Genomic DNA, 11,477 nt, shown 5'->3' with positions numbered 1-11,477 from the left:
CCATTGATTGAGGCTTTTGATTAACAATGCCAAGTCAAGACTTGATGAACCGTGCGAAATTAAACTAATTCTATTTTTAAGCCACCTGCTTTAAACTGCAGTTATGTTTTATTTAGACCTGTTTGCAGCGCTGCAAAAATTTGATGTCGATTACCTGTTGATCGGTGGATTGGCTGTTTCTTTACATGGCGTTGAGCGAGCAACCATGGATGTGGATATCACAGTCGCCATGCAGCCAGAAAACCTTGAAGGCATGTTGCAATGTGCAAAAGCGTTGCAGTTGACGCCCGTTGCGCCTGTGCCGCTGGAAAGCCTGACCAATCTTGCGTTATTGCGTCAATGGCACACTGAAAAAAACATGCTGGCATTTGCATTACGCACACCAGACCTGGCTGGGGTCACGATTGATATTCTGCTGTTTCCACCTTTGGATTTTAACCAGATGCATACACGCGCTGTGCAATTTAACTTGGGGGATGTCTCGGTAGAAGTGGCTTGCGTAGATGACTTAATTGCGATGAAACGTGCTGCTGGTCGCCCGATAGACCTGAGTGATATTGAGCATTTAGAGAAAATAAAATCACTATGAACACGCCCTTTAATCCAGCCGACCGAACTTATCATGTGAGTGAAGAACGCTTACGGGCCTTTATGGCGTTAACTCCATTGCAGCGTTTGCAATGGGTCGAGCAGGTCGCTTATTTTTTGCGCTTGGCTAAGTCCTCAAAAGAAAATCAGTAGCAGCTATTCATTGACAGCTAAGGCTGGCTCACTTGCTATCCATGCGTAGAATGGGTGAGTAATTATGATTCCAATTGTTCGAAAAATTTTGTTGTTTTGCAAGACCTGACTCCGGCGACTGCTCTGCCAGCGATTCACCAAGACCCATGACCGCCTGCTGGTTGCTCAAGCCTTACATGAGCCGATGCACTTAATGACCCATGACAGCCAGTTGGTGGGGTATGGCGATATGATTATGTGGGTTTAAGTATCGAAGGATGCTCACGTTTTTCCTTGTGCTATTTTGCAAGACCTGGCCCTGATGGCTTGCGGTTTTTGTTATAAATTGCATTCAACATACTGACAACTATTGCAATTTATAATGAAACGCACGTAAATATAGTTCTAATTACAAATACAAACAGGATTGCTTAATGAAAGCAACTAATTCTGTAACTCTTTCCAGAGTAGCAAACTCTAATAGCAGCCTTAATGAAATTAAGAAGCTATGGAGAGATTACGCAGATACATTAGGATTTTTTCCAGAAGGAGCATTTGAACATTATGCTCAAAAGGGTCAAATCATAATTGCTGTTGACTCATCGAGCACACTTTTAGGCTATTTGCTTTATAGAGTTACTCCATCAAGAAATGATGCCAGTATTGTGCATCTTTGCGTTAACAAAGACGCAAGAGGTCAGGGTATTGCCTCTCTTTTAGTTAAAGAGTTATTAGCTACTACCAAGCCACTAAAAGGTATCGGCCTCAAATGTAGGCGAGACTTCGAAGCCAATAAGATTTGGCCAAAATTTGGCTTTAAAGCCATGTCTGAGAGTGTTGGTAAAAGCAAAGCCGGTAGCACTCTTACTCGCTGGTGGTATGACCATAATCACCCAGACTTATTCTCAATAGCTCAAAACACTTTAAGCGATGAGACTAAGAGAGTCGTAATTGATGCCAATATATTTTATGACCTGAAAAACAAGTGCAATGACGAGTCACTTGCTCTAACAGCGGACTGGCTTGACGACAGTATTTCAATATATCTTACCGACGAGATATTTAATGAAATCAATAGAGCATCATCAGAGACTGAACGTAATAGCTCGAGAGCATTTGCAACAAACTTCGATCTTATTCGATGCGAACATGAGGCATTCGAAAGCACATATTGCCTACTCAAACAGCACATACCAGCAAAGCCGTCAGAACAAGACATATCTGACTTTACGCATCTTGCAAAAGCTATTTCAGCGAAGGTCGACTTTTACGTTACTCGTGATGAAAAGGTTCTCAACAAAAGCAATGCCATATACGAGCTATTCGGTATTCCAATAATAAGACCATCCGATCTTGTCATTGAAATTGATAGTTTATATAGGGAAAGTGAATATCAACCAGCAAGATTAGCTGGCACACTTTGTAAAGTTTCCAGGGTTCAAAGTAAAGCTGAAAGTCGAATAGTTGATATTTTCCAGAATGAAATTGAGGGTGAAAGACAAACAAACCTTAAAGCTTGTTTGAGGAATATTTTATCTAACCCCAGAGATATAGATTGTTTTGAAGCGCTTGATCACAATAACAACTCTATTGGGCTTGTTAGCTATAACAAACAAATCAGCGGTATATTAAAAGTCGAACTGCTTAGAACCAATAAAAAACATGTACTTTCCAAAACATTAATTCGGCATCTGATTGGAAAGATAATTAAAGAGGCTGAAGACTGTAGCTGTTATTTAATTAATATCTCAGACCCTTATCTTGACTCAGATACCAAAGCAGCATTGCAAGAAGATAACTTTCATAAAACAGATGATGGATGGTTAAAGTTATCAATATTTGATCATTATGACCCTAGGACACTATCCAAGAAGTTATCTCATATTGGCAATCAACATGAAAATCTGAATAATTATTGCCAAACAATTTGCACAATCATTGAAAGTGCAGCAACTTATCAGGACTTAATTAGCTTTAAGAATGTAGAGGCTTTAATCAGTCCAGGACTAATTAAAGCCTCATCCATTCCTTGCTATATTGTCCCAATTAGGCCATTTTGGGCACAACATTTATTTGATGAGTATTTAGCTTCAAATGACCTGTTTGGCGCGAGATTAGATCTAGCCTTGAACAGAGAGGCTGTTTATTATCGTTCACCAAGAAACTCTGCTGGCATCTCCTTACCAGCAAGAATTCTTTGGTACGTTAGTCACAACAAAAAATTTCCAGGATCAGGGGCATTACGCGCTTATTCACGAGTAGATGAGGTGGTTGTAGACTACCCTAAACAACTATTCAGACAATTTAGGCGGTTGGGGATATATGAATGGAAGGATGTACTTTATACTGCAAAAAGTATCGACAAGCAGCTCATGGCTATTAAATTTAGTAATACATCATTACTTAAATGCCGTTGTGACTGGAAGAGTATACAGAAAGCTTTATCCGATGCTGGCATCAATTCTCAGCTACAAAGTCCATGCCGTATACCTGAAGAATTGTTTTTTAGCTTAATAAAATAATTCAGGATTTTTAAGGTATTAAATGTCAGTGCACTCACTTTTATTATCAATAAGACCGAAGTTTGCAGAACAAATTTTTAATGGGGCAAAAACGGTTGAATTACGACGCATCAAACCAAAACTCTCATGCGGTGATACTGTATTAGTTTATGTATCATCTCCAACCAAAGCCCTTATTGGTGCTTTCGAAGTAGATAAAGTGATTGAATCCAGCCCACAAAATTTATGGGCCAAAGTGTCACATATCGCTGGGATTACGGAAGAGGAGTTTACTGCATACTACGATGGCACTGAAAAGGCTTATGGGATATTCATTAAAAAATCATGGCAGTTAGATAAACCGTTGGAGTTGTCTAATCTCAAAATGAAGTGGAAGAACTTTCATCCCCCACAAAGCTATAGATATATATCTGCCAGTGAAGCTGAAGTCATAGGAGTTCTCTAATACCGGAACCACAAATTATTCATACCACCGTAAGTGAGTAGCCGTAAGGGTCGGGGGTAGAAAAATATGCTGATTTGAGGACTGCAAAACCAGCCTCATAGCAACCGAGGGTCATGTCTAGAAAAGTAGCTCGCTGAAGCGCGGACTACTTAAACATTCAATAATTACCGTCTTAAAACCGTTTAGGCTTAGGCAGCGCGGCTTTGGCTTCTGCCAGTCGCATTTGCTTTTTGGCTTCATCATCCCGCACGGCGTCTATCACGCGTACCACGCTTTTTAAATCTACCGGTTTATTGTCTTGTTTGAATTGTCCAGTCAGCACCGTTTCGGGCGTGAGTGCGCCTTTTGCGTAGAGCGCCCAAATTTCTTTGCCATAGTGCGTGTTAATAAGCTCGGGCGCAAATTGGCCGAAAAAATGAGCCAAATTACCGACATCGCGTTCTAGCATACTCATGGCGTGGTTGTTGCCTGCGGCATCGACGGCTTGGGGTAAGTCGATGATGATGGGGCCATGGGCACTGAGCAGGATATTAAATTCGGAGAGGTCGCCGTGGACAATGCCAGCGCATAGCATGCGCACGATTTCTTTGAGCAGCGACTGGTGGTGATGGCGGGCTTCTTCAGCGGTGAAGACCACGTCGTTGAGCCGTGGCGCGGCATTGCCTTGGGCGTCGGTAACTAAATCCATGATCAACACCCCTTCGTAAAACTGATAGGGGGTGGGCACGCTCACACCTGCCGCAGCTAACCGATACAGCGCATCGACCTCTGCACTTTGCCAGGCTTCTTCTTGTGCCTGTTTGCCGTATTTTGAACCTTTGGCCATGGCCCGTGCCTGACGGCTGCTTTTAACTTTGCGGCCTTCGGTGTAATCGACACTTTGGCGGAAACTGCGTTTGTTGGCTTCTTTATACACCTTGGCACAGCGTGTTTCTTCACCGCAGCGCACCACGTACACCGTGGCTTCTTTACCGCTCATCAACTGGCGCATCACTTCATCTATCACGCCATCTTCAAGCAGCGGCTCTAATCTTTTTGGGGTTTTCATCTTACGGGCTAATAATAATTTTGGTCAGACTACCATTAAACCGGAGGATAGAGGCGTGATTGCAGTGTGCGTAACGTATTTATCTGCCAATTACCATAAAAAACACCGCCTCCTGGGAGGCGGTGTTTATCGGTCAAGCTGTTTTAAATGACAGAACAAGAGTCATTGGGCTCAGCGTCATCTTCATTTATAGACCAGCTTTGATGACCTCCTCTAATGCCGTAGTTGGGCGACCAATGAGCTGGCTTAATTGCTTGCCATCATCAAACAACTGACCGTTTGATACGCCAGTATCCGAGTCAGACAACAACTCGGCAATGGGCTCAGGCAAGCCGGCATTGAGTAATGCTTTTTTATACTCGGCTTGGGGTAGATTGACGTAGGGGATCGCTTTACCGGTTTGACGTGAGAGTTCGGCGGCAAACTCTTCCAGCGTAAATGCCGTGTCCCCTGCCAGCTCATACACTTTGCCTGTGTGGTGATCCGTGGTCAGTACCACAGTGGCCGCTTCTGCATAGTCAGCGCGTGCTGCAGCTGAGATCTTGCCTTTTCCAGCCGCACCATACACTGCGCCCAATGCTAATGCCGCTGGAATCCCCGCGGCATAGTTTTCTGTGTACCAACCATTTCGCAATATGACAAACGGCAAGCCCGCTTTTTGTATCGCAGCTTCGGTCGCCTTATGTTCGACAGCTAGGCCCAGTAACGAAGTATCCGCGCGTAACAGGCTGGTGTAAGCCAATAAGCGCACATTTGCTCGCTTGGCGGCATCAATCACAGCTTGATGCTGCTTCACGCGCAAGCCGATTTCGCTCGATGAGATCAGTAAGACTTTTTCTGCGCCAGACAATGCAGCATCCCAGCTTTCAGGTTGGTTGTAATCGGCAAAGCGTACCTGCACGCCCAACGCCGCAATGTCTTGCGCTTTTTCAGCATTACGCACAGCAGCCACAATACTGCTTGCAGGCACTTTTTTGAGTAAATGTTCAATGACTAAACGACCCAACTGGCCCGTAGCGCCGGTAACAACAATCATAATATTCCCTTTCAACACATGAAATAAATTGAGAACGCGCAGGTTATCACCTATACTTACTAAAAGTAAGTACGCACAAAAAGGTAAGTATGAAAATAGATCAGAAGACAGGTGTATTGGCCAATGCCATGCGACGCGGAGAAGTGCTCTCGCCTGATTGCCCGTCACGAGAAATATTGAAGCACGTGACCAGCCAATGGGGGGTATTGGTATTGGTGGCGTTGTTGGGCGGGACGCTCCGCTTCAGTGAGCTGCGGCGAAGAGTGGGGGTGATCAGTGAAAAAATGCTCACACAAACGCTGCAACAATTAGAGCAGGATGGCTTTGTACAACGCGTGTCTTACCCGGTTGTACCGCCGCATGTGGAATACTCGCTGACACCGCTAGGCGAAGGCATCAGCCTGAAAGTGGAGGCGCTGACAGATTGGATAGAAGTCAATCTGTCAGACATCCTTGAGAACCAACAATTGGGACTAAAAAAGAAATAAGTATCGTATTGAAATATGCTCGCTATACAGCTAGATCGAGCGGCTTTAAGAGCCGGCCAATAAAACCAACTAAGCCTTTTTCACAAACTCCGACTTCAGCTTCATCGCGCCAAAGCCATCAATCTTGCAGTCGATATCATGGTCGCCATCGACTAGGCGGATGTTTTTCACTTTAGTGCCGACCTTAACGACGGATGAAGAACCTTTGACTTTCAGGTCTTTGATCACGGTGATGGTATCGCCATCTTGCAGCACGTTGCCGTTGGCATCGCGCACGACTTTGAGTTCTTCTGATTCGGCAGTGGCCACTTTGCTCCACTCATGCGCGCACTCTGGGCAGACGTAGTTATCACCGTCTTCGTAGGTGTATTCGGATTGGCATTTTGGGCAGGCTGGTAATGACATAAAAAATTTTCTGGCTAAAACTGTAAAACCATAAATTTTACAGGGTTATTATTGATATGTCTTAGTTATTCATTCACTTTTGCACATATGTCTTGAAAGCAGGCTAGAATGGGTTGGCTTGCATCACTTAAGGATTGCACATGTGGTTACGCACTGAATGTGATATCAGCTTTGTTGTCAGTATTCCCACACCGTTTATTTTGATGCTGAGGCCGCGCAGTGGGGTGCATCAATGGGTAGCTCGACAGTCTTATACGCTTAAGCCCAGTGTGCCGGTGGAAGAATATACCGACACTTATGGCAATCTTTGCCAGCGCTTGATTGCGCCTGTGGGTGAGTTTTATATCAGCACATCGGCGGATATTTTGACCGCTGACAAGCTTGAGACTGCGCCCGGCGGGCGGTTTGAAGAGGTTCAGCATTTGCCTAACCATGTGCTGACTTATTTACTGCCGTCACGCTATTGTGAGTCAGATAAATTCATTGATCTGGGCCAGCAAATTGTCGCCAATGTGTTGCCTGGATACGACCAGGTAAAGGCCATCGAGCAATGGATACGCCAGAATATTCGTTTCAATCCGGATTCTCCACATTTTCAACTGTCTGCGGTTGAGGTGAATCAGCAGCGCGAAGGCGTTTGCCGTGAGCTGGCGCATTTGGGCATCGCCTTGTGCCGAGGGTTGTGCATCCCGGCACGCATGGTGGTGGGGTATTTGCACGGGCTACAACCGATGGACTTTCATGCCTGGTTTGAAGCGTATGTGAACGGGGGATGGTACACGTTTGACCCGAGCCAGTCAGAATCCATGGGCGGACGCATTACTGTGGCCTATGGGCGCGATGCGGCCGATGTTGCCATTTTTAACCAGTTTGGCCCGGCCTTGTACCCGGCGCTGATGCAGGTGCGTGTCACGCAACTGGCCGCCGCACCGATTTAAGCGGCGCGAGAAACACACCATGAAACGATTAAGAATCAAACATCTGACTGAATACCTGTTCTCGAGCACAGTCACACTGCAGCAGCATTATTTATTGCTGCGGCCACGGGAAGGACATGATTTACGCATTGAGTCTTCTATCCTTAACATTACGCCGGCTTATCAGATCAAATGGTATCGCGATGTGTTTGATAACTCGCTGGCGGCTGTCACATTTTTGCAAGCGAGCGACAGACTCACCATTGCAAGTGAAGTGGTGATTCAACACTATGAAGAGGCCCCACTGGACTTTTGGATTGAACCCTATGCAGTGAATTATCCGTTTGCCTATGCGCAGGCTGACTGGGAAGACCTGGCGGCTTTTCAGCGCCCCACATTTGTGGATGATCAAGATGCGGTGAGCCAGTGGCTGCTACAACTGGGGCTGAGAAACGGCAGCATCAATACATTTGAACTGCTGACCCGCCTGAATCAGGCGATTTATACCCAGTTTCGCTACCAGATTCGCGAAGAACCTGGCGTGCAGACCCCGGCCACCACCTTGAATAAGCTGAGTGGCTCTTGCCGTGACTATGCCACCTTGTTTATTGAAGCTTGCCGCCTCTTGGGACTAGCCAGCCGGTTTGTCAGTGGCTATTTGCATGCCCCGGCGACTGAGGCCGGTAACGCCACCACCCATGCCTGGGCTGAGGTATATTTGCCAGGCACCGGCTGGAAAGGCTTTGACCCCACCGCAGGCAAGGTGACCGGCACACAGCATATTGCCGTGGCAGTGTCACGTAACCCGGAAACGATCCCGCCAGTGGCTGGCAGTTTTATCGGCCCCAACATTCAGCCTAAGTTGATTGTGAATGTACAAGTGAATTTGCTCACAGGCTAAGCAAGAGTAACCTTGCCGTGGATGGCTTGTTTCACGGCACATAGGCGAAAAAAAACCGCTTCACTAGGAAGCGGTTTTTATGCAGCGATTGTTCTAAATTACAGAACAGATTTCACTGTGTTGACTACGTTTTAGCTCCGGCATAACCTAAAGGTTAGCCTTCACTGAAACTTCGTCAACAATTACAGTACAGATTTAACTGTGTTGACTACGTTTTCCACTGTGAAGCCGAAGTGTTTGAACAGTGCGCCACCTGGTGCGGATTCGCCGAAGGTATCGATACCTACAACTGCACCTTCAATACCTACATACTTACGCCAGAAGTCTGGGTGAGCAGCTTCAACAGCCACGCGTTTCACGCCTGGAGTCAATACGCTGTCTTTGTAAGCCTGGTCTTGACGGTCGAATACGTTGGTGGATGGCATGGAAACCACACGCACTTTAGTACCCGCAGCGTTCAATTCAGCAGCCGCTTGAATTGCCAGATCCAACTCGGAACCGTTAGCAATGATGATCACATCCGCTTTACCTGCAGCGTCAGAGAATACATAGCCACCCTTGCGGATCAGTTCAAAGTCTTTAGCATCGTGCTTGATGCCTGGCACTGCTTGACGGCTCAATACCAAGCTGGTTGGGCCTTCAGTGCGCTCTACTGCAGCAACCCATGCAACGGTTGTTTCTGTAGAGTCAGCTGGACGCCATACATCCATACGAGGAATCATACGCAGACCAGAAGTGTTTTCTACTGGTTGGTGGGTAGGACCGTCTTCACCTTGACCGATAGAGTCGTGGGTCAGCACGTAGATCACACGTTGATGCATCAACGCAGACATACGCATGCCGTTTTTCATGTAGTCAGAGAACATGTGGAAAGTACCGCCGTATGGCAACAAGCCACCGTGCAATGCCATACCGTTCATGATGGCAGCCATACCGAACTCACGTACACCGTAAGAGATGTAGTTGCCTGGCTCTTTACCACTCACGTGTTTGAATTCTTTAGCCGCTGTCAGGTTAGAACCTGTCAAGTCAGCTGAACCGCCCAGGAATTCTGGCAAGATTGGCGCCAACGCTGTAATTGCTTTTTGTGAAGCTTGACGAGTAGCCAATTTCTCAGCTTTTTCGTTCGTTTCAGCGATGATTGCGTCAGTCAGTGACTTCCAGTTAGCTGGCAATTCACCGGCCATACGGCGTTTGAATTCTGCAGCTTCTGCTGGGTAGGCTTTAGCGTAAGCGTCGAACTTGGCGTTCCAGTCAGCTTCGCGTTTTGCGCCTTTGTCTTTTTGGTTCCAGCCTTCGTACACGTCAGCAGGAATCACGAATGGCTCGTGTGGCCAGCCGATTTCAGCACGGGTTGCAGCAACTTCAGCTTCGCCCAATGCGGAACCGTGGCAGTCGTGTGAACCGGATTTGTTTGGAGAACCTTTACCGATGATCGTTTTGCAGCAGATCAGTGATGGTTTGTCAGTGACTGATTTCGCTTCGTCAATGGCTTTTTGAATCGCAGCCTGGTCGTGACCATCGACTGAAACAACGTGCCAGCCGTATGCTTTGAAGCGGCCTGCGGTGTCGTCTGTGTACCAGCCTTCGATGTGACCGTCGATAGAAATACCGTTGTCATCCCAGAAAGCCATCAGTTTGCCCAAGCCCCATGTACCAGCCAGTGCGCAAGCTTCGTGAGAAACACCTTCCATCATACAGCCGTCGCCCAGGAACACGTATGTGTAGTGGTCAACGATGTCGTGGCCTGGCTTGTTGAACTGGCTAGCCAGCAGTTTTTCTGCCATGGCAAAACCAACACCGTTCGCAATACCCTGGCCCAATGGACCGGTGGTTGTTTCAACGCCTGGTGCGTAGCCGTACTCTGGGTGACCAGCGCAACGGGAGTGCAGTTGACGGAATGACTTGATGTCGTCCATGGTCACATCGTAACCAGTCAGGTGCAACAAGGAGTAGATCAACATAGAGCCATGGCCGTTGGACAATACGAAACGGTCACGGTTAGCCCATTGTGGGTTGTTTGGGTTGTGGCTCAGATTGTGGTTCCACAATACTTCAGCAATTTCAGCCATGCCCATAGGTGCGCCTGGGTGGCCGGAGTTTGCTTTTTGTACAGCGTCCATGCTCAGAGCACGGATGGCGTTGCACAAGTCGACACGAGTTGCCATTGTTTTCTCCCTAGAGTGAAAGTGAACGGTCTTACACAAAAAGCTGCAAAACCTTGATTGAATTCTTTAAAAAAGCCAGAAAACCAGCCTTTTACGGAAAGGCTAGATTATTCCCTAGAACCTGCTTTTCTTCAAGCGTTAATGGTTATTAAATTCATGCATGCGCTTGGTGCCTCAAGCGGTAAAACCGCGATACCAAGCGCATGCAACTAGCCATGGTGGGAGAATTCCCCTACCATGTTGCAATACATTGATAGCAAAGGAGCTCCAAAGATGTCTAATGATCGAATTATTATGCGTGTGGGTGAAGCACTGGTGGCAGGCGGCCCACCCGGCACGGCCGCTGAACCCGAGGTGGCGATTGGTGAAATGAATGGCCCGATGGGCACGGCATTTGCCAACCTGCTGGGCGACCAGGTCAAAGGCCATACCCGCGTACTGGCGATTATGAACACCGACATTATGGTGCGCCCAGCGACGCTGATGGTGAGCAAGGTGACTGTGAAAGATCCGCGTTACACCAATATTTTGATGGGCACCGTGCAGGGCGCCATTGCCAACGGCGTACTGGATGCCGTACGTAGCGGCTATATCCCGAAAGAAAAAGCCAATGACTTGGGCATTATTGTTTCAGTGTGGTTGAGCCCGGCGATTCTGGAACAAGAGAAAATCGACCATAAGGCGCTGTTTGATATTCACCGTGAGGCGACCTTCAAGGCGATTCAAAAAGCCTTGCGCAATGAGCCTAGCATAGACTGGTTGTTAGAAAACCAGGAGAAGATTGTGCATAAGTATTACCAGATGGGCCTGGATAATAAGATTTAGAG

11 protein-coding genes are annotated in these 11,477 nt (G+C 46.9%); 7 read left to right on the top strand and 4 right to left on the bottom strand.

What is annotated here, in order from left to right; genetic code table 11:
- The first annotated feature begins 103 nt into the window (after positions 1-103).
- From GOC95_RS07940 to GOC95_RS07930, 3 genes are all read left to right on the top strand, one after another.
- Positions 104-589, top strand: a complete 486-nt coding sequence (locus GOC95_RS07940; RefSeq protein WP_275356592.1) for a DUF6036 family nucleotidyltransferase — start codon at positions 104-106, stop codon at positions 587-589.
- 565 nt (positions 590-1,154) lie between these two features.
- Positions 1,155-3,242 carry a GNAT family N-acetyltransferase gene (locus tag GOC95_RS07935; protein ID WP_275356591.1) on the top strand — a complete coding sequence of 696 codons (2,088 nt, stop codon included), beginning with the start codon at positions 1,155-1,157 and terminating at the stop codon, positions 3,240-3,242.
- 22 nt (positions 3,243-3,264) lie between these two features.
- Complete coding sequence (locus GOC95_RS07930) at positions 3,265-3,687, top strand: ASCH domain-containing protein (protein WP_275356590.1); 423 nt, start codon at positions 3,265-3,267, stop codon at positions 3,685-3,687.
- Positions 3,688-3,859: 172 nt separating this feature from the next.
- On the opposite strand, the gene GOC95_RS07925 is transcribed toward GOC95_RS07930, so the two are convergent.
- Together GOC95_RS07925 and GOC95_RS07920 are read right to left on the bottom strand one after the other, a co-directional pair.
- Entirely contained in the window at positions 3,860-4,735 is an 876-nt protein-coding gene (locus GOC95_RS07925) for a PA4780 family RIO1-like protein kinase (RefSeq protein ID WP_275356589.1), read from the bottom strand.
- Between the two features lie 187 nt (positions 4,736-4,922).
- Positions 4,923-5,771: an SDR family oxidoreductase gene (locus GOC95_RS07920; protein WP_194749229.1), complete on the bottom strand. Its 849-nt coding sequence runs from the start codon at positions 5,769-5,771 to the stop codon at positions 4,923-4,925.
- An 89-nt stretch (positions 5,772-5,860) separates the two neighbouring features.
- Between GOC95_RS07920 and GOC95_RS07915 the strand changes: the two genes are divergently transcribed.
- On the top strand, positions 5,861-6,259 hold the full coding sequence (locus GOC95_RS07915) for a helix-turn-helix domain-containing protein (protein WP_194749228.1): 399 nt from the start codon (positions 5,861-5,863) through the stop codon (positions 6,257-6,259).
- A gap of 69 nt (positions 6,260-6,328) precedes the next feature.
- Here the strand turns inward: GOC95_RS07915 and GOC95_RS07910 are convergent, their stop codons facing one another.
- On the bottom strand, positions 6,329-6,664 hold the full coding sequence (locus GOC95_RS07910) for a zinc ribbon domain-containing protein YjdM (protein ID WP_194749227.1): 336 nt from the start codon (positions 6,662-6,664) through the stop codon (positions 6,329-6,331).
- Positions 6,665-6,804: 140 nt separating this feature from the next.
- On the opposite strand from GOC95_RS07910, the gene GOC95_RS07905 reads away from it, so the two are divergent.
- Positions 6,805-7,602, top strand: a complete 798-nt coding sequence (locus GOC95_RS07905; RefSeq protein ID WP_275356588.1) for a transglutaminase family protein — start codon at positions 6,805-6,807, stop codon at positions 7,600-7,602.
- 19 nt (positions 7,603-7,621) lie between these two features.
- On the top strand, positions 7,622-8,482 hold the full coding sequence (locus tag GOC95_RS07900; RefSeq protein ID WP_275356587.1) for a transglutaminase family protein: 861 nt from the start codon (positions 7,622-7,624) through the stop codon (positions 8,480-8,482).
- A 182-nt stretch (positions 8,483-8,664) separates the two neighbouring features.
- On the opposite strand, the gene tkt is transcribed toward GOC95_RS07900, so the two are convergent.
- Positions 8,665-10,650, bottom strand: a complete 1,986-nt coding sequence (gene tkt / locus GOC95_RS07895) for a transketolase (RefSeq protein WP_275356586.1) — start codon at positions 10,648-10,650, stop codon at positions 8,665-8,667.
- 273 nt (positions 10,651-10,923) lie between these two features.
- Between tkt and fae the strand changes: the two genes are divergently transcribed.
- Positions 10,924-11,475 (top strand): formaldehyde-activating enzyme, encoded by a 552-nt coding sequence (gene fae, locus GOC95_RS07890; RefSeq protein WP_275356585.1) that lies wholly within the window; start codon positions 10,924-10,926, stop codon positions 11,473-11,475.
- Positions 11,476-11,477: the final 2 nt, after the last annotated feature.

It is taken from the genome of Methylophilus sp. YYY-1, assembly GCF_029132825.1.
Classification (GTDB): domain Bacteria; phylum Pseudomonadota; class Gammaproteobacteria; order Burkholderiales; family Methylophilaceae; genus Methylophilus; species Methylophilus glucosoxydans.
This window is presented reverse-complemented; position numbering and strand designations above follow the sequence as displayed.